This is a genomic window from Stenotrophomonas sp. I18B00994 (assembly GCF_014145825.1).
Classification (GTDB): Bacteria; Pseudomonadota; Gammaproteobacteria; order Xanthomonadales; family Xanthomonadaceae; genus Stenotrophomonas; species Stenotrophomonas maltophilia.
This window is the reverse complement of the sequence record NZ_JACIUW010000036.1, coordinates 1-17,270: the sequence shown is the minus strand read 5'-3', so window position 1 is coordinate 17,270 and position 17,270 is coordinate 1. Positions and strand designations below refer to the sequence as shown.

General features: G+C 67.8%; 15 protein-coding genes and 1 pseudogene. 6 read left to right on the top strand and 10 right to left on the bottom strand.

Features of this window, described 5'->3' with window-relative positions; genetic code table 11:
* Positions 1 to 86 precede the first annotated feature (86 nt).
* Genes H4O10_RS21660 through H4O10_RS21650 form a run of 3 tightly spaced genes read right to left on the bottom strand, consistent with a single transcriptional unit; the run spans position 87 to position 1,878 of the window.
* Positions 87 to 659, bottom strand: a complete 573-nt coding sequence (locus H4O10_RS21660; protein WP_005414145.1) for a YceI family protein — start codon at positions 657 to 659, stop codon at positions 87 to 89.
* 3 nt (positions 660 to 662) lie between these two features.
* Positions 663 to 1,235, bottom strand: coding sequence for a cytochrome b (locus H4O10_RS21655; RefSeq protein WP_005410672.1), 573 nt, complete (start codon positions 1,233 to 1,235; stop codon positions 663 to 665).
* A 10-nt stretch (positions 1,236 to 1,245) separates the two neighbouring features.
* A complete protein-coding gene (locus H4O10_RS21650; RefSeq protein WP_049453681.1) occupies positions 1,246 to 1,878 on the bottom strand; it encodes a YceI family protein in 633 nt (210 codons plus the stop codon).
* A 164-nt stretch (positions 1,879 to 2,042) separates the two neighbouring features.
* Between H4O10_RS21650 and H4O10_RS21645 the strand changes: the two genes are divergently transcribed.
* Both H4O10_RS21645 and H4O10_RS21640 read left to right on the top strand, forming a co-directional pair.
* On the top strand, positions 2,043 to 5,585 hold the full coding sequence (locus H4O10_RS21645; protein ID WP_182681066.1) for an ATP-binding protein: 3,543 nt from the start codon (positions 2,043 to 2,045) through the stop codon (positions 5,583 to 5,585).
* A 94-nt stretch (positions 5,586 to 5,679) separates the two neighbouring features.
* A complete protein-coding gene (locus H4O10_RS21640) occupies positions 5,680 to 9,207 on the top strand; it encodes a hybrid sensor histidine kinase/response regulator (protein ID WP_033835392.1) in 3,528 nt (1,175 codons plus the stop codon).
* Between the two features lie 515 nt (positions 9,208 to 9,722).
* On the opposite strand, the gene mdtD is transcribed toward H4O10_RS21640, so the two are convergent.
* The 5 genes from mdtD to H4O10_RS21615 form a co-directional block, all read right to left on the bottom strand.
* Positions 9,723 to 11,132 carry a multidrug transporter subunit MdtD gene (gene mdtD, locus H4O10_RS21635; RefSeq protein ID WP_010482759.1) on the bottom strand — a complete coding sequence of 470 codons (1,410 nt, stop codon included), beginning with the start codon at positions 11,130 to 11,132 and terminating at the stop codon, positions 9,723 to 9,725.
* A 92-nt stretch (positions 11,133 to 11,224) separates the two neighbouring features.
* Positions 11,225 to 12,307, bottom strand: coding sequence for a uroporphyrinogen decarboxylase (gene hemE / locus H4O10_RS21630; RefSeq protein WP_012481016.1), 1,083 nt, complete (start codon positions 12,305 to 12,307; stop codon positions 11,225 to 11,227).
* Positions 12,308 to 12,333: 26 nt separating this feature from the next.
* Positions 12,334 to 12,573, bottom strand: a complete 240-nt coding sequence (locus H4O10_RS21625) for a WGR domain-containing protein (protein ID WP_005410666.1) — start codon at positions 12,571 to 12,573, stop codon at positions 12,334 to 12,336.
* 101 nt (positions 12,574 to 12,674) lie between these two features.
* Positions 12,675 to 13,787, bottom strand: a complete 1,113-nt coding sequence (aroB, locus tag H4O10_RS21620) for a 3-dehydroquinate synthase (RefSeq protein WP_049454652.1) — start codon at positions 13,785 to 13,787, stop codon at positions 12,675 to 12,677.
* Complete coding sequence (locus tag H4O10_RS21615) at positions 13,784 to 14,326, bottom strand: shikimate kinase (RefSeq protein ID WP_049431684.1); 543 nt, start codon at positions 14,324 to 14,326, stop codon at positions 13,784 to 13,786. Before H4O10_RS21615 ends, aroB begins: the two co-directional genes overlap by 4 nt.
* A gap of 98 nt (positions 14,327 to 14,424) precedes the next feature.
* On the opposite strand from H4O10_RS21615, the gene H4O10_RS21610 reads away from it, so the two are divergent.
* Positions 14,425 to 14,628 (top strand): dodecin family protein, encoded by a 204-nt coding sequence (locus tag H4O10_RS21610; protein ID WP_005410663.1) that lies wholly within the window; start codon positions 14,425 to 14,427, stop codon positions 14,626 to 14,628.
* A 6-nt stretch (positions 14,629 to 14,634) separates the two neighbouring features.
* Here the strand turns inward: H4O10_RS21610 and H4O10_RS21605 are convergent, their stop codons facing one another.
* Positions 14,635 to 15,462: a kinase gene (locus tag H4O10_RS21605; protein ID WP_049454655.1), complete on the bottom strand. Its 828-nt coding sequence runs from the start codon at positions 15,460 to 15,462 to the stop codon at positions 14,635 to 14,637.
* Between the two features lie 40 nt (positions 15,463 to 15,502).
* On the opposite strand from H4O10_RS21605, the gene pdxH reads away from it, so the two are divergent.
* The 3 genes from pdxH to H4O10_RS21590 all read left to right on the top strand — a co-directional run bounded on the left by pdxH (position 15,503) and on the right by H4O10_RS21590 (position 17,091).
* Positions 15,503 to 16,102: a pyridoxamine 5'-phosphate oxidase gene (pdxH, locus tag H4O10_RS21600; protein WP_033835389.1), complete on the top strand. Its 600-nt coding sequence runs from the start codon at positions 15,503 to 15,505 to the stop codon at positions 16,100 to 16,102.
* Positions 16,103 to 16,111: 9 nt separating this feature from the next.
* Positions 16,112 to 16,471, top strand: coding sequence for a hypothetical protein (locus tag H4O10_RS21595; protein WP_033835388.1), 360 nt, complete (start codon positions 16,112 to 16,114; stop codon positions 16,469 to 16,471).
* A 158-nt stretch (positions 16,472 to 16,629) separates the two neighbouring features.
* Positions 16,630 to 17,091, top strand: coding sequence for a DoxX family protein (locus H4O10_RS21590; RefSeq protein ID WP_049404538.1), 462 nt, complete (start codon positions 16,630 to 16,632; stop codon positions 17,089 to 17,091).
* Between the two features lie 70 nt (positions 17,092 to 17,161).
* Here H4O10_RS21590 and H4O10_RS21585 read toward each other — a convergent pair.
* Positions 17,162 to 17,270 (bottom strand): annotated as a pseudogene (locus tag H4O10_RS21585) (IS110 family transposase); the annotation flags it as partial.

The following is a 17,270-nucleotide window of genomic DNA, read 5'->3' as shown; positions in this document are numbered from 1 at the left end:
GCCGTCGATCGGTGGTGCCGGCCGCTGGCCGGCAACCCCGCGATGCCCGGTGATGCCGGCCAGCGGCCGGCACTACCAGAGGCGGTTTATTTCGCGTCGAACTTCACGATCGTGCTGATCGCGGTTTCGTCCGGGATGGTCTTGGTGTCGGCCCAGTCGCCGCCGCCGACGCCGAAGTCCAGGCGCTTGACCGTGGCCTTGCCGGTCAGCACCGGCTGGGTGCCCGGCTTCCAGGTGAAGGTGAGGGTGACCGGCTTGCTGACGCCTCGCAGTTCCAGTGTGCCATCGGCGGCGAACTGATCATTGCCCACCGCGCGGAAGCCCTTGGCGGTGTAGCGTGCGGTGGCGAACTTGCCAACATTGAAGAAGTCGGCGGTCTGCAGGGTCGAGTCACGGTCGCTGTTGCCGCTCTTGGCGCCGGCCAGCGGGATCACCACGTCCAGCGAACCGGCGGCAGGATTGGCCGGGTCGAAGCTGAGCTTGGTGGCAAAGCCCGGGAAGCTGCCGGTAAACACTTCGCCGTCGTACTTGGTGGCGAACACCAGGATCGAGCCGGCGCCGGGCGCCTGTGCGTAGTCGGCGGCGAACACCGGGGTGGTGGCCAGCATGCCGGCCAGGGCGGCGGCCACGGCGGCCGGAGTGGTCAGTTTCAGGTTCATCGGTCAGTCCTTCTGAGGGGAGGCAAGCCAGCCGCGCGGCAACATGCGGGACAAGGTCGCATCGCGCTGGAACAGGTGGTGGTAGAAGGCAGCGCCGGCATGGGCCAGCACCACCGCGATCAACAGCCAGAAGCCGTACTCGTGGATGGCATGCGATACCGCGACCACCTGCGGGTCGGGACCGCTCAGCTTGGGCACGTCGACCAGGCCGAACCAGCGGAACGGGCGCAGGCCGCTGGCCGAGTCGTACAGCCAGCCCGACAGCGGGATGGCGAACATCAGCACATACAGCAGCACGTGGGTGGCACTGGCGATGCGTTCCTGCCAGCTGGGCACGCCCGGCACCGGCTTGGGGGCACCGGCATACAGGCGCCAGCCGAGGCGGAAGAGCACGAGCGCCAGCACGGTGATGCCGATCGACTTGTGCGCGGTATAGACCCAGAAATACTTGGGGGTCTTGGGCAGTTCGCCCATGGTCAGGCCGACCACGCCCAGGGCGAGGATCAGCAATGCGATCAACCAATGCAGGATCTGGCTGACACTCCCCCAGGCGGCGGGGGTGTTCTTGGCGGTCATGAAGGGTCCTCTAGGGGGCCGTCTTGGGGTCGGAGTGTGGAACGGGAGCGGGAGTTCCCGGGGCGTCGCTGCGGTCGAGGGTGGCTTCGGCCTCGATCCTCAGCTGTACTGCATCACCGATGACGCCCGGCCAGGCGGTGATGCCGAACGCGCGCCGGCTCAGCGTGGTGCTGGCGGAAAAACCGGCGGTGCGTCGGAACGGGGGGAGGGGGTAGCGCTTGATGGCGTTGAGGGTCACGTCCAGCGTGATCTCCTGGCTGACCCCGCGCAGGGTCAGGGTGCCGATCACGCGGGCGCGCTTGGCATCGATCGGTTCGACCCGGCTGGAGACGAAATGTGCCTTCGGGAAACGCTCGCCATCCAGAAGGCTGCGGGCCAGCGTGGCCTGGTTCCATTTGGCATCGCCAAGGTCCAATCGCGACACGGGGACCTCGACATCCAGTGTGGCCTCGCGCCAGTTGTCGGGATCGAACTGCAGGCGGCCCTCACTGCCGGAGACCGTGCCCATCGCCTGCGAGTAGCCCGCGTGGTCGATGCTGAACAGTACACGCGTGTGCACCGGATCGAGGCGATAGGTATCTGCATCCGCCCAGGCGGGAGCGGTGGCGAGCAGCATCGGCAGCAGGGCCAGGCAGGGACGCATCGATGGCGGGCTCCGGAAGGGGGACGCTGTGATCATACGCACAGGCCCCTGCCAAGGATGCGTGCATGGCTGCAACAGTTCGTGGTGGTCCTGCCCCGGCAACAGGCTGTTGCAGCCATGACCCCGGCCCTGTGTGACAATCGGGACAGGACAGGGGGTTCAGGATGACGAGCAGCTGGCGCCTGTGGTGCCTGGGCATCGCGGCAACGGGGCTGCTGCTGTTGGCGTCTGCCACGGCGGCTGCAGCCCTGGACATGGCAGAAACACCACGCCTGCGGCGCTTCGGTGCCGCCGAAGGCATGCCTTCGCGCATGGTGCTGGCGCTGGCCGAGGACCGCCAGGGCCATGTCTGGGCCGCAACCGATGGCGGTCTGGTGCGCTACGACGGCAGCTCGCTGCGGGTCTGGGAACATGACCCGGAACAGCCCGGTTCGTTGCCCGGCAACGAGATCGAGACCCTGCTGGTCGATCCGCTGGACCGTGTGTGGGTGGGCATCAATGGCAAGGGCGTGGCCCGCCTGGATGCCGACCGCGAGCGGTTCAAGACCTTCGATGCGGTCAATGGTCCGTGCCTGGGCCAGTTCTGGACGCTGGCCTACGCCGGGGATGCGTTGTGGATCGGCACCAGCAGCCAGGGTATCTGCCGGTTCGGGGAGGACGGCAGCCTGCGCTTCTTCAAGCACGACCCGGCCCGTGCCGACGGCCTGCCCAGCAACACCATCTACAGCAGCCTGGTCGATGCGCGGGGGCGCCTGTGGATCGGTACCGAGGCCGGCGTCGCACGCTGGAATGGCCGTGACTTCGAGCCCGTGGCACCGCACGCGCTGGGCGCATTGAGCGTGCTGCGGATGAGCCGCGATCCGGATGGCTCGATCTGGGTCGGCAGCCAGAACGATGGCCTGTACCGCATCGATGCGCAGGACCGGGTCAGTCGTCCGCGCTGGAGCGACAGCGCCGGCCTGCGCTCGGCGCTGGTGCTGGCCGATCGCCAGGGCGGCTACTGGGCGGGCACGTCCGATGGCCTGCTGCGTGGCGACGCAAGTGCGCTATGGCGGCTCGACGGCGACCGCGGCAGTGGTTTCCTCACTGCACAGAGCGGTGTGCTCGATCTGCTGCAGGACCATAAAGGCGGATTGTGGGTCGCCCTGCTGACCCAGGGACTGGCCTACCTCCCGCCGGACTGGCGCCGCTTCTCGATCTGGAACCAGCTCGATGGCAAGCCGCTGGACAGCCAGTACCTGCTGGGCGCGGCCAGTGATGGCCAGAACTACTACGTGGGTTCGGCGCACGGCGTGTATCAGCTGGACGCGCACGGCAGGTTGCGCCTGCTGGCCAGCGACCGCGAGATCGGCAGCGGTGCGGTGTGGTCGGTACTGCCGCGGTCGGACGGGCGCCTGTGGCTGGGGCGTGCCGGCCGCATCAGCGTGTATGACCCGGCCACCCGCGCGCTGCACGACTGGCACATCGGTGGAGGCGCCGATCTGCGCCAGCGCATCGACCTGATGCGGCAGGCACCCGATGGCACGGTCTGGCTTTCGGTGATGAACCTGGGCCTGCAGCAGCGCAGTGCGGAGGGCCGGGTGCTGCGCAGCTATCCTCTCGACGATTTCCGCAAGGCGGCCGACTCACCCATCGAGCAGATCCGCTTCGATGCCCATGGCAAGGCGTGGGTGATGGGCGACATGGGCATCTGGCGTGAGCAGGCCGGTCGCTTCGAAGCGGTGCCGGGGGTCTCGCGCGGGCTGATCTACGACCTGGTGTGGGTAGATCCGCAGCAGTTGTGGCTGGCCCGCCAGGGCGCGCTGGAGCGCTACCAGTGGGATGGCATGAGCCTGCGCCTGATCCAGCGCATTGATGGAAGCGCCGGTGTGCCGCCGGTCAGCATGGGCGGCCTGGCATTGGCCGACAATGGCCGGGTGTGGGCGACCACGCCGCGCGGCCTGCTGCGCTGGGACCCGAAAGTCCGGCGCCTGCAGTTGTTCAATGAACGCGATGGCCTGTCCGATGCCGAGTTCACCAGCCGGCCGCCAGCGGTGAATGCCGATGGTCGCGTGCTGGCCGTTGCCCAGACCGGCCTGGTTGCATTCGACGTGAATGCCGACGACGCGGTGCTGCCCGGGTCGTCGCTGGTGATTGCCGAGGTGCGCGTGCGCCGCGACGATGCACGCGGCTGGCAGCCGCTGCCGAACACCGGCACCCTGCTGCTGGGACCGGATGATCGCGACCTGCAGATCGATGCACGGTTGTTGTCGTATGCCAATCCCCAGGGCAACCGCTACCGCTTCCGGGTACGCGGGTATGACCAGAACTGGGTGGAGCAGGGCGGCGACGGCCAGCGTACGCTGTCGCGACTGCCGACCGGCAGCTACGTCATCGAAGTGCAGGCGGCCACCGCCAATGGTGCATGGACGCCTTCGCAGCAGCTGCAGGTGAAGGTGCTGCCACCCTGGTGGCGCAGCGGCATGGCGATCTTCGGCTACATCCTGATCGGTTCGCTGCTGCTGCTCGTCCTGGTCTGGTCGATCCGTGCGCGCCTGCGCCGTCGCCAGCAATGGCAACTGACCGTGCACAAGCAGGAGCTGGCCGAACAGGCCTCGCAGGCCAAGAGCCGGTTCCTGGCCACGCTGGGGCATGAAGTGCGCACGCCGATGACCGGCGTGCTTGGCATGAGCGAGTTGCTGCTGGCCACACCGCTGGACCCGGTGCAGCGCAGCTATGCCGGCTCCATCCAGCAGGCCGGCAGCCATCTGCTGCGGTTGGTCAACGATGCGCTGGACCTCGCGCGCATCGAAGCCGGTCGACTGGAGCTGGATCTGCGTCCGTTCGACCTGGCCGGACTGCTCGACCAGGTGCAGGCGCTGATGCAGCCCATGGCGAAACAGCGCAAGCTGGATTTCCAGCGTGGCGACGATCCGCCCGGCCCGATCAGCGTCAGTGGCGACGAGATGCGCGTGCGGCAGATCCTGCTCAACCTGCTGGGCAATGCCATCAAGTTCACCGAGCGCGGTCATGTCGGCCTGGCCGTGCACCTGGAAGAGAACGGCGGCGGTCTCTGCTTCGAAGTGCACGACAGTGGTCCGGGTATCAATGCCGAGCAGCAGGAGCGGCTGTTCCACCGATTCGAACAGGCGGAGGGGCCGCGCACGGCCTCGCGCTATGGTGGAAGCGGGCTGGGCCTGGCGATCTGCCAGGAGCTGGCCGTGGCGATGGGCGGGCGCATCGAAGTGGACAGCCAGCCAGGCAAGGGCGCGCGTTTCCGGGTGCGGTTGCCGCTGCCCTGGACCCGGCAGGCAGCCGCCACGGGCGAAGCGCCGGCACTGCCGATGCTGCCGCCACTGCGCATCCTGCTGGTGGAGGACGATGCCACCGTGGCCGAGGTCATCGCCGGCCTGCTGCGCAGCCGCGGCCATGAGGTGGTGCATGTGCTGCATGGCCTGGGGGCTTTGTCGGAGATCGCTACCGACGGCTTCGATGTCGGCCTGCTCGATCTCGACCTGCCTGCGCTGGACGGCACTGCGATCGCCCGCCAGCTGCGCACCCTGGGCTACGAACTGCCACTGGTGGCGGTGACCGCCCGCTCCGATGCGTATGCCGAATCGCAGGTGCTCGCTGCCGGTTTCGATGGTTTCCTGCGCAAGCCGGTGACCGGCGACATGCTGGTGGCAGCGATCATCCAGGCTCGCGCCAAACGACAGACCACACCTTGAAAACGTCGACGCCGGGCGTGAACGGCGCGACTTTCGGTTTACCATGCCGACGCCCGCGGCGCGGGAATCATCAGGCAGCGTGAGGAGGCAATCGGTGGTGTATCTGCGGGCGGCAATGCTGCTGCTGATCCTCCTGTGCGGCCTGTCACCCGCTGCCGCGCAGCCGGTGCCACCGAGCCCGCGCCAGGTGACGGTATTCGACGGCCTGCCGTCCAATACCGTCAACCGCATGGCCGAAGACCGCTATGGCTACCTGTGGATCGCCACCAACGACGGCCTGGCCCGTTACGACGGGCGCAACTACCGGATCTGGCGTTCTGAGGATGGCCTGCGCGACAACCGCATCTGGACGGTCCTGGTCGATGCGCGCAACCAGCTCTGGATCGGGACCGAGAACGCGGGCCTGGTACGGATGTCGGCCGACCGCCGCCAGCTGCATTTCTACGACCGCAGCAGCCAGCCGTTGATGGGGACCAACACGGTCTGGAGCCTGGCGACCACGCCGGACGGTGCGATCTGGTTCGGGACCCACGAAGGTGGGCTGTACCGGCTGGACAGCCAGGACCGCCTGCAGCGTTTCCTGCCCGAGGCCAACAATCCCCGCAGCCTGCCTGCCGCCTCGGTGCCGTACCTGGCTACGCTGGCCGATGGCAGCCTGTGGGTCGGCACCAAGCATGGCGTGGCGCGCTGGACCGGCACCGACTTCGAGCGGGTCGGCACCGACGTCATTCCCAGCCTGCTGATCAATGGATTGACCAGCGAACCCGATGGCAGCCTGTGGATCAGCACGATGGCCGGCGCCACGGTGCGTCGCCCCGACGGGCGTTTTGAATCGCCGCCCTGGAAACTGCCGCCGGGCGAGCAGGTGCTCGGCATGATGCTGCGCGATGAACAGGGCGGGCATTGGTTGGATACCCGTACCGGGCTTGGTCGGGCCGTGGATGGGCAGTACCAGACCGTTCCGCTGTACAGCGCCGTTGCGCGCGGGCCGGTGCGGCCGAACTGGACGGGCGCCTACGAGGACCGCGAAGGCGGCATCTGGTTGGCCAGTACCAATGCCGGCCTGTGGCACCTGCTGCCGCGCTGGTGGCAGTTCTCGGTGCTGTCGCGATTGGAGGACGACACCGGTTCGCTGCGCAATGCCTTCGTGCTCGGCACCAGCCCTTCCAGCAATGGCGGCATCTGGACGGTCGGCAGCCACGGCGCGCTGGACCGGTTCGATCCCAGGACCGGCAAGATCGAGCAGCACCGCACCTGGGTCAATGGCATGTACTGGCTGTCCTCGGTACGCGAGGATCGCCGTGGCCAGGTCTGGATCGGCTCGACCGATGCGTTGCTGCGCTATGACCCGAAGCGACGTGAGCTACGTCGCTGGGGCCGTGATGCCGGGGCCGACGCGACCATGGAAGGGGTCATCGAGTCGATGATGACCTGTGACGGCGACAGTCTATGGTTGATGTTGCCTGCAGGCCTGCAGCAGCGTGACCTCGACGGTCGCCTGCGCCGCCAGCTGGAAAACGGCCAGCGCGGCCTGCAGCAGGGCCAGCTCAACCTGGATGTGGAATGCGGGCCGCAGGACCACATCTGGCTGGCCAGTAGCCGTGGCCTGCTGCAGTGGCTGCCGGAAAGCGAGCGCTTCCAGCCGGTGCCGGGCGCGCCGGCGACCGCGATCCATGCGTTGCACGTGGGCCGCGATGGCCAGGTCTGGCTGTCGGAGGATGGCCGCCTGTCGCGCTACCGCTGGAGCCAGGGCCGGCTTGAACGGCAGGCCGTGGTCGGCGCGGAGCAGGGCTACCCGGCAATCTCCGCCTCCGGGCTGGTGGTCGATGCACAGGGCGTGGCCTGGGCCACCAGTGCGCGCGGCCTGGTCCGGGTTGGCGCCGACGGCCAGAGCGTGCGCCTGTACGGCGTGCACGACGGCCTGCCCAGCCAGGAGTTCCGCGAGCACACGTTGACGATGTCCGGCGATGGCCATCTGGTGGCCGGTACCCCGGCCGGCGTGGTGGTGTTCGACCCGGAACAGGTGCGGCCGTCGGTGCGGCGGGCGCCGTTGGTGATCGAACGGGTCGAAGTCCGCCGCAACGAGCAGGTACTCGACCTGACCCACGACACGCCCTTGCAGATTGCCGATGGTGACCGTGACCTGCGCATCGTCGCGCGATTGTTGTCATTCGCCGATTCGGCCTCCAACAGCTACCGCTACCGCCTGGCCGGCTACGACCCCGATTGGGTGGAAGTGGGGCCGGCTGGTGAGCGCCTGTTCTCGCGCCTGCCGCCGGGCAGCTACCGCCTGGAGGTACAGGCGCGCTCGGCCGACCATGTCTGGTCGCGGGTGCAGAGCCTGGAATTCCGTGTACAGCCACCGTGGTGGCGCAGCCTGTCCGGGCTGCTGGTGCTGGCCTCGATCGCGCTTCTGCTGACCAGTTGGTTTGCCTGGTTGTATCGCCGTCGCCTGCAGCGGCGCCATGCCTATCAGCTGGCACTGCATAAACAGGAACTGGCCGAACAGGCCTCGGCGGCCAAGACCCGCTTCCTGGCCAATCTCGGCCACGAAATCCGCACGCCGATGACCGGTGTGCTCGGCATGAGCGAACTGCTGCTGGCCTCGCCGCTGGACCCGCAGCAGCGCGGCTACACGCAGTCGATCCGGCACGCCGGCGAACACCTGCTTCACCTGGTCAACGATGCACTGGACCTGGCACGGATCGAATCCGGACGGCTGGAGCTGCAGTCCAAGCCGTTCGCGCTGAGCTGCCTGCTGCAGGACCTGGCCGCGCTGATGGGACCGCTGGCAGCGCAGAAGGGCCTGCGCTTCACCCTCGACAACCAGTTGCCGCCTGGCCTGCAGGCGACCGGCGATGCGATGCGGGTAAGGCAGATCCTGCTCAACCTGCTCTCCAACGCGGTCAAGTTCACCAGCCGCGGAACCATCACCCTGCATGCGCGCAGCGACGGCGAGCTGCGCGCGTTGCATTTCGAAGTGCGCGACACCGGGCCGGGCATCAGCCAGGAACAGCAGCAGCGCCTGTTCCGCCGCTTCGAGCAGGCCGATGGCGCCCGCACCGCGGCGCAGTACGGCGGCAGCGGCCTGGGCCTGGCGATCTGCCGCGAACTGGCGCAGGCGATGCAGGGGCGTATCCAGGTGGAGAGCCAGCTCGGCCGCGGCACGTGTTTTGGCGTGACCCTGCCGTTGCCGCTGGTGGTCGATGCCAATGCAGAGTCCGAGGGCGAAGTGCACCGCGAGGATGCGGCCAACATGCCGCCATTGCGCGTGCTGCTGGTCGAGGATGATGCAACCGTGGCTGATGTGGTGCGCGGGCTGTTGAGTGCGCGCGGCCATGAAGTGGTGCATGCGGGCCATGCGCTGGCGGCACTGCGCGAGATCAGCGCAGGGGATTTCGACGTCGGCCTGCTGGATCTGGACCTGCCGGGCCTGAGCGGCTTCGAGCTGGCCCAGCACCTGCGCAACCAAGGCTACATGCTGCCACTGCTCGCCGTGACGGCACGGACCGATCCGGACCTTCAGCAGCAGGTGGAAGCGGCCGGCATCGGTGGTTTCCTGCGCAAGCCGGTGACCGGTGAACTGCTGGTGGAAGCGATCGCCAGGGCGATGGGCAGGTAGGGTTTATTGCAGGGCTTGCAGCCCTGCACCTGCAGAGGCTTCAAGCCAAGGCAACAGCAACGGCAAAAGTAGGCATTCCGTGGGTGGTGGGGCGGTGTGGGCTTGCAGGACACGCCGTAAACCCGTCCATGGGGGCTCGATGGCGCCATCCATGGCGCCAACGGTCCTGCAAGCCCACACCGCCCCACCTCTGACAGATTTTCGCGATCGGGTAGATCCACGCCATGCGTGGATGAATCTTCATCGAGATCGAATATGTCGAATTGAGATCGAAAAGCATCCACGCATGGCGTGGATCTACTGCAGATCGCAGAATTCTGTCGAAGGCGGGGTGGGTCCGGTTGCGGGAGTGTCCGCGGCATGGATGCCGCGGCCAAGCCCCCAGGGATGGGTTTACGGCGTCTCCCGCAACCGGATCCACCCCGCCATCCCTCAGGACGCCAGCTTTTGCTTCGGCTGTTGCCTTGGCTTGAAGCCTCTGCAGGTACAGGGCCGCAGGCCCTGCCGAAGCACCCTCACTCCGCAACGTGTTCGACCTGCCGTGGCTCCGGCTTGGTATCGGGCAGCTGCCAGAAGATCATCGTCGAGGTCAGGGTGATCGCGCCCACGCACAGGAACGTGGCATGCAGCGCGGCGGTGGCGCTGTTGCTGTCCAGGTGGTTGCCGAACGCGGCCAGCAGGCTGCCGGCCGCAGCAGCACCAAAGCCGGCGGCGAGCATCATCACCATCGACAGCAGGCTGTTGCCGGAACTGGCGAACTCACGGTCCAGATCGCGCAGGGTCACGGTGTTCATCACGGTGAACTGCAGCGAATTGACCGCGCCGAAGAACGCAAGCTGCAACAGGCGCCAGGCCAGGTGCTGGCCGGGTGTCATCAGGATGAAGCTGGCCATCGCCAGGCCCACCAGCACGGTGTTGACCATCAGCACGCGACGGTAGCCGTAGCGCTCCACCAGCTTCACCGCCAGTTTCTTTGAGACCATGCCGGCGGCTGCCACCGGCACCATCATCAGGCCGGCGTTCATCGGGCCCAGGCCCAGGCCGACCTGCAGCAGCAACGGGATCAGCATCGGCATGGCGCTGCTGCCGATGCGCGAGAAAAGATTGCCGAGAATGCCGATGCGGTAGCTGGGTACGCGGAACAGCGCCAGCGAGAACAACGGCGCCGTCGAATTGGCAGCGTGCAGCCAGTAACCCACCAGCGCCGCCAGCCCTGCAACGGTCATCAGCATCACCAACGCGTGTGGCGTGCCCAGTCCGGAGATGCCGTCCAGTGCCAGTGACAGCACCACCATCGCGAAGGCCAGCATGATGTAGCCACGCAGGTCGAAACGGGTGCGATGGCTGGCGTAGTGGTCGGGCATGATCTTCATCGCGGCGATGAATCCGATCACGCCGATCGGCAGGTTGATCAGGAACACCCAGTGCCACGAGGCGATCTCCACCAGCCAGCCGCCCAGCGTGGGGCCGATCAGCGGGCCGACCAGGGCCGGGATGGCGATGAAGCTCATCGCGCGCAGGAAATCCTCGCGCGGCACTGATCGCATCACTGCCAGCCGGCCGACCGGCAGCAGCATTGCGCCGCCGATGCCCTGCAGCACGCGCGCACCGACCAGCTGGTGCAGGTGCTGGGCCAGCGCGCAGGCCAGCGAGCCGAGGGTGAACAGAATGATCGCCACCAGGAAGGTGCGACGGGTGCCGTAGCGGTCAGCGATCCAGCCCGAGGCGGGAATGAAGGTGGCCACCGCCAGCGCGTAGCTGAACACCACCGACTGCATCTGCAGCGGGCTTTCGCCCAGGCTGGCCGCCATCGCCGGCAATGCCGTGTTGACGATGGTCGAGTCCAGCATCTGCATGAAGATCGCCAAGGACACCAGCCACAGCAGGGGGCGCTGGCGGTTGTAGGTCGATGGCGATGTGGACATGGGGTGCGGCCGGTGCAGCGTGGGGGATGCCATGATCGCGCACTGTGGGTCACGGCGCGATCAACATCGCGCCGCAACCGTATGCCGAATGCTCAGCGCTGGCTGTGCGCGTGCACCGCGTCGACCAGCACCTGCACGTGGGCCGGGTCCATGTCCGGCGACATGCCGTGGCCGAGGTTGAACACATGGCCCTCGCGCGAACCGCCGTTGCCGGCGGCGTAGGTGTCGAGCACCCGCGCTGCGGCTGCGGCGATCGCATCCGGCGAGGCGTACAGCGTGGTCGGGTCGAGGTTGCCCTGCAGCGCGACGCGGCCACCGGTGCGGCGCATCGCCTCGTCCAGGTCCAGCGTCCAGTCCAGGCCCAGTGCATCGGCGCCGGTCTGCGACAGCGCTTCCAAGTGCAGGCCGGTACCCTTGCCGAACAGGATCAGCGGCGTGCGCTCGCTGCCTTCGCCGCGCTCCAGGCCCTCGGCGATGCGCTGCAGGTAGCGCAGCGAGAACTCGCGGTACATGGCCGGCGACAGCACGCCGCCCCAGGTGTCGAACACCTGCAGCGCCTGCGCACCGGCCGCGCGCTGCGCGCCCAGGTACGCAATCACCGCGTCGGTGGTGACCTCCAGCAGGCGGTGCAGGGCCTGCGGATGGTTCAGCGCCATTGCCTTGATGCGCGCGAAATCCTTGCTGCCGCCGCCTTCCACCATGTAGCAGGCCAGTGTCCAGGGGCTGCCGGAGAAGCCGATCAACGGTACCTGGCCGTCCAGCTCCCGACGGATCAGGCGCACTGCGTCCATCACATAGCCCAGGTCCTGCTCCATGTCCGGTACCGCCAGCCGGGCGATGGCCGCTTCGTCACGCACCGGATGGCGGAACTTCGGGCCTTCGCCTTCAACGAAGTACAGCTCCAGGCCCATCGCATCGGGAATGGTGAGGATGTCCGAGAACAGGATGGCTGCGTCCAACGGGAATCGGCGCAGCGGCTGCAGCGTGACTTCGCAGGCGATCTCCGGGTTCTTGGCCATGGCCAGGAAGCTGCCGGCCTTGGCCCGGGTTGCGCGGTACTCCGGCAGGTAGCGGCCGGCCTGGCGCATCAGCCAGACGGGGGTGCAGTCCACCGGTTCGCGGCGCAGGGCGCGCAGCAGGCGATCGTTGCGGAGAGGGCTGGTCACGATGGGCATTCCTTGGACGAAAGTTGGCAGCGGCGTCAGTCGCCGTGCGAGAGGATCTGGAAGCCGCGATGCAGTTCGGCATCGCGGGCCTTCTCGAAGGCATGACGGGCTTCGTCAGCCTGCAGGAACAGCTCGCGCCGCAGCTGCGAGCGGTTGCCGACGCGGCCGCTCTCGCGCAGCAGCTCCCAGCCGCCGAACAGGTCCGGCTGCAGGCTCAGGCGCAGGAAGCGCGGTGCCTGCGCACCGGCATCGGGATGTTGCAGGTAGACGTGCATGGGCCGATTGTAGCGGGGCCAGGGTGACCCCGGCCGCAACGCGGTCGTGCCGGCGGCTGGCGGGCTTCCTCGTTGCTGACGTTGCCGGCCAGCGGCCGGCACTACCGGGCCGACAGCACCTTCAGCACCGCCGCCTCATCTACGTCCGGCACCACTTCGGCGCGGCCCATGCCGCGCCACAGCACCAGGCGCAGACGGCCGGCCACATTCTTCTTGTCCAGCCGCATGCGGCCGAGCAGGGCCTGCGGGTCCAGCCCGGCCGGGATCGACACCGGCAGGCCGAGCCGTTCCAGCAGCGCCTGCAGGCGTGCGCGATCGGCATCGTCGGCCAGGCCCAGATCGGTGGACAGCTTCGCGGCCAGCACCATGCCCACCGCCACCGCCTCGCCGTGGTTCAGTGCATCGCGGCCCGGGGCCGAGTAGCCCTGCTCGGTCTCGATGGCATGGCCGAAGGTATGGCCGAGGTTGAGCAGGGCGCGCTCGCCCTTCTCGAACGGATCACGCTCGACGATGGCGGCCTTGTGCCGGCAGCTTCGCGCGATGGCTTCGGCCAGTACCGCATCGTCGCCGGCCAGCAGCGCATCGGCATGCTGCTGCAGCCATTCGAAGAACACGGCATCAGCCAGCGCGCCGTACTTCACCACTTCGGCCAGGCCGGCACGCAGCTCGCGCGGCGGCAGGGTGGCGAGCACGCGGGTATCGGCGATCACCGCGCGCGGCGGATGGAACGCGCCGACCAGGTTCTTGCCGGCCGGGATGTCGACCGCAGTCTTGCCGCCCACCGACGAATCGACCATCGCCAACAGGGTGGTCGGCAGCTGCACGCAGTCCACGCCGCGCATCCAGCAGGCCGCGGCGAAGCCGGCGAGATCACCGACCACGCCGCCGCCGAGGGCGAACACGCAGGCGTCGCGGGTGGCGCCGAGCGCGGCCAGCGCTTCGATCGCACGGCCGAATTCAGCCAGCGTCTTGGAGGCTTCGCCCGCGGCCAGCACATGCTCGCCGACGATCAGGTCGGGGCGTGCGGTCAGAAGGGTCTGCTTCACGGCATCCAGATAGCGCGGGGCCACTTCGCTGTCGCTGAGCAAAAGCACGTGGCGGCCACGCACATGCGAGGCCAGCGCGGTGCCGTCGGCCTGCGCACCGGCGCCGATGGTGATGGAGTAAGGGCGGTCGCCGCCGACGGCGACCTGCAGCAGGGCGGGGGAAGTCATGGGGTCAGGTCCTGGCGCTGCCATTGCGTGGCCAGCTTGACCACCAGGTGGGCGGTCGCGTCGGCAGCGGTGTACGGGTCGGTATCAAGGGTGATGTCGGCCAGTTCGCGGTACAGCGGGTCGCGGTGCGCGGCCAGATCGTGCAGCACCTGCTCACGATCCGGGCGCTGCAGCAGCGGCCTGCCTTTGTCGCGGGCCAGGCGTTCCAGCTGCGCGGTCACGCTGACCCGCAGGTAGACCACGAAGCCGCGCTGGGCGATCAACGCGCGGTTGCCAGGTTCCAGCACCGCGCCGCCACCGGTGGAGACCAGCTGGCCGCGACCTTCCAGCACGCGGGCAAGCGCCTCGCGTTCATGGCTGCGGAAGCCGGCTTCGCCGGAGTGCTCGAAAATGGTCGGGATGCTGGCGCCGGCGGCATCGACGATGGCCTGGTCGACATCGACGAAGTCCAGCGTGAAGCGCTCGGCCAGGCGGCGGCCGATGCAGGTTTTGCCGGCGCCCATCGGGCCGATCAGGATCAGGTTCGGAGCAGGATTCATGCCCTGTGATGCTAACACCTCCGTGCCCTGGCCTTTACGTTCTTCACGTCAGGGTAGGCGTTCCTGCGGGGTCTCCCGCGCCAGCCGGAGTACAGGCCATGACGGTCGCCAAGGTCATCGAAATCACCGCCTCCTCGCCGAAAAGCGTGGAGGACGCCGTGCGCAGCGGTCTGAAGAAGGTCTCCGAGACGGTCAAGGGCATCCAGGGCGCCTGGGTGAACGAGACCAAGGTGGTGACCAATGGCAGCGGCGAAATAACCGAATGGCGGGTCAACCTGCGGGTGACCTTCCTGGTGGAATAGGCGCGCTCAGCGCACGTCCTGCACCTGTCGCTGGCCGTCCAGCACCACCACGTGGTCGGCCATGGCGGGCAGGGCATGCAGCGCCTGGCGGCTGACCCGCTCGTAGTACTGCACGAAGCGCTCCAGCTGTGGCCGGCTCATGCCGTGCCGGCCCGGCTGCGCGGCCTGCAGGTTCTGCTCCTGCTGCCAGCGCCAGCGCGGTACCACCGAGAAATCCGGCGGCTGCAGGAACCACAGGCGGTCGCAGCGCTGCCACAGCGCCGGGTAGTCGCGGGCCAGCGCCTGGTTGCACCAGCGCCGCCAGCGACCATCGGCGTCGGCTTCGCGCTCCAGTGCGTTCAACGGGCTGTCCAGCGCGTCGTCATCCTGCGCGGGGGTGCCCAGGAACCAGCCTTCGAAGACCAGCAGGTCCAGCGGTCGTTGCAGCTGCGGCCAGTGCGCTTCGGGCAGGCGTTCATCGGCCAGCTTGTCGAAGCGAGGCATCGCGAAGGGCTGGCGTGTGGCCACGGCGTCCAGCACTGCATGGGCCAACGGCAGGTCATGGGTGCCCGGCGGGCCTCGGGTGATCAGCAGCGGGTGCACCTGGCGGGCCAGACGCTGCCGCTGTGCGCGGGTCAGGTAGACATCATCGATGGACAGCGTGGCGGCGTTCAGGCCGCGCGACTGGGCGCGCGCCACCACCTGCGCGGCCAGCGTCGATTTGCCGCTCCCCTGCAGGCCGCTGATCGCCAATACTGGAACCGCTGCAGCGTTGCCCAGTGCATCGTCCAGCACCTGTTCGGCCAATGTTTCGGGGAATCCTTTCACCTGGGGCATATACGCAGCAGCGGCCATGCAGCCACAATAGCCCAATCCGTGTGAGAAGAACGCAATCATGAGCGACCTGTACGCCGAAGCCCTGTCCACGTTTGCCGGCCTGTTCGAAGAAGCCAAACAGAGCCGCGAGGTCGAGCCGAACGCGATGACCGTGGCCACTGCCGATACGCACGGCCGTCCCTCGGCACGTACCGTGCTGCTGAAGGCGTTCGACGAGCGTGGTTTCGTGTTCTACACCCACATGGACAGCCACAAGGGCCAGGAACTGCAGGCCAATCCGCAGGCCGCGCTGTTGTTCCTGTGGCGCAGCCTGCGCGAGGCCGGTATCCAGGTGCGCATTGAAGGCCGTGTCGAGCAGGTTGCCGATGCCGAAGCCGATGCCTATTTCGCCAGCCGCCCGCGCATGAGCCAGATCGGCGCGTGGGCCTCGCAGCAGTCGAAGACGCTGGCAACGCGCGAGGAATTCGATGCGCGCGTGGCCGAGGTCGAAGCCCGCTTCGAGGGCAAGGATGTGCCGCGCCCGGAGGGCTGGAGTGGCCTGCGCGTGGTGCCCGACCGCATCGAGTTCTGGTACGGCGCGCAGTTCCGCCTGCACGAACGCTGGTGCTATGAAGCCGGCGCCGAAGGGCGCTGGAGCAAGCGCCTGCTGTACCCGTAAGGCTGCCCGATGCAACGCCTGCCGCTGTACCGCGTGGTGGTTTTCGTGCCGTCGGCAGCACTGGGCGCTGTGAAGCAGGGCATCCTGGCGGTGGATGCGTTGGCGGCCGGCGACTACGAGCACGGTATGTGGTGGTCGGCGCCGGGGTTCGAACAGTTCCGCCCGCGCGTGGGTGCGTCGCCCGTGCAGGGTGAGGCGGGGCGCACCGAAGTGGTCGACAGCGTACGCCTGGAATTCTGCCTGCCGCGAGATCCGCAGCGGCTGCAGCGCATCTTCGAACAGGGCATCGTGCCGCATCATCCGTGGCAGGTGCCGGTGGTGCAGGTGGAGGAAATCGAGCTTCTGCTGGCCGACGCACGCCTTTTGTAGAGTCGAGCCCTGCTCGGCTGCTGCTCCGATGCATGAGGCAGTCGAGCAGGGCTCGACTCCACAAGAGCAGGCTGTCGCAAATGGACCGGATTGCTTCATCTGCGAGCAGGCCCATAACCGGCACACTCCGATGGATGATCTCGACTTCCGGAGTTGCCATGCCCTCCTGGCGTTGCCTGTTTGCGGTGCCGCCGCCGCGTCACGGCGTGGAAGCGTTCCTGCTGTTGATCGCCCGCATCGTCGCCGGGGTGATGTTCTGGGTGTCCGGCTGGAACAAGGTGTTCACCGATGCGGGCCGCGAACGCATGGTGCATACGCTGGTTGATGCGGGGATCCCGTTCCCGGTGTTCAGTGCGCCGGTGCTCGGCGGCATTGAATGGATTGCGGGCGGCCTGCTGGTGCTGGGCCTGCTCAGCCGGCCTTCGGCCCTGCTGCTGGCGGGGATCTGTGCGGTGGCAGCGCTGACCGATGGCATCGCGCGCATTCCTGCGGGACTGAGCGTGCCGGATTGGTTGAGCTGGTTCTTCTACCTGAGCGAAGTGCCGCTGGGTGTGTTGCTGTTGTGGATTGCCGCAGTGGGGAGTGGACGGTTCGCGATCGAAGCGCGTTGGGCACGCTGATTGCACTTTATTCGGCGCCCGGCCGACGAGCGTGCTGTAGCGCCTGGACGCTCCAGTAGCAACTGTCTTGTCAGGGGCAGCCGAGGGCCACCTCGGCGTCTCGCTTACGGGCGTTGAGGATCACCAGCATTTTGCGCATGACCGCCACGAGCGCCACCTTGCTCGCTTTGCCCTTGGCC

Excerpts from the sequence above, each read along its gene's own strand:
- H4O10_RS21660 (WP_005414145.1), bottom strand. The coding sequence starts at position 659 with ATGAACCTGAAACTGACCACTCCGGCCGCCGTGGCCGCCGCCCTGGCC.
- H4O10_RS21595 (WP_033835388.1), top strand. The coding sequence starts at position 16,112 with ATGCAACGCCTGCCGCTGTACCGCGTGGTGGTTTTCGTGCCGTCGGCA.
- H4O10_RS21645 (WP_182681066.1), top strand. The coding sequence starts at position 2,043 with ATGACGAGCAGCTGGCGCCTGTGGTGCCTGGGCATCGCGGCAACGGGG.
- hemE (WP_012481016.1), bottom strand. The coding sequence starts at position 12,307 with ATGCCCATCGTGACCAGCCCTCTCCGCAACGATCGCCTGCTGCGCGCC.
- H4O10_RS21655 (WP_005410672.1), bottom strand. The coding sequence starts at position 1,235 with ATGACCGCCAAGAACACCCCCGCCGCCTGGGGGAGTGTCAGCCAGATC.
- H4O10_RS21605 (WP_049454655.1), bottom strand. The coding sequence starts at position 15,462 with ATGGCCGCTGCTGCGTATATGCCCCAGGTGAAAGGATTCCCCGAAACA.
- H4O10_RS21615 (WP_049431684.1), bottom strand. The coding sequence starts at position 14,326 with ATGAATCCTGCTCCGAACCTGATCCTGATCGGCCCGATGGGCGCCGGC.
- H4O10_RS21610 (WP_005410663.1), top strand. The coding sequence starts at position 14,425 with ATGACGGTCGCCAAGGTCATCGAAATCACCGCCTCCTCGCCGAAAAGC.
- aroB (WP_049454652.1), bottom strand. The coding sequence starts at position 13,787 with ATGACTTCCCCCGCCCTGCTGCAGGTCGCCGTCGGCGGCGACCGCCCT.
- H4O10_RS21650 (WP_049453681.1), bottom strand. The coding sequence starts at position 1,878 with ATGCGTCCCTGCCTGGCCCTGCTGCCGATGCTGCTCGCCACCGCTCCC.
- H4O10_RS21590 (WP_049404538.1), top strand. The coding sequence starts at position 16,630 with ATGCCCTCCTGGCGTTGCCTGTTTGCGGTGCCGCCGCCGCGTCACGGC.
- pdxH (WP_033835389.1), top strand. The coding sequence starts at position 15,503 with ATGAGCGACCTGTACGCCGAAGCCCTGTCCACGTTTGCCGGCCTGTTC.
- H4O10_RS21625 (WP_005410666.1), bottom strand. The coding sequence starts at position 12,573 with ATGCACGTCTACCTGCAACATCCCGATGCCGGTGCGCAGGCACCGCGC.
- mdtD (WP_010482759.1), bottom strand. The coding sequence starts at position 11,132 with ATGTCCACATCGCCATCGACCTACAACCGCCAGCGCCCCCTGCTGTGG.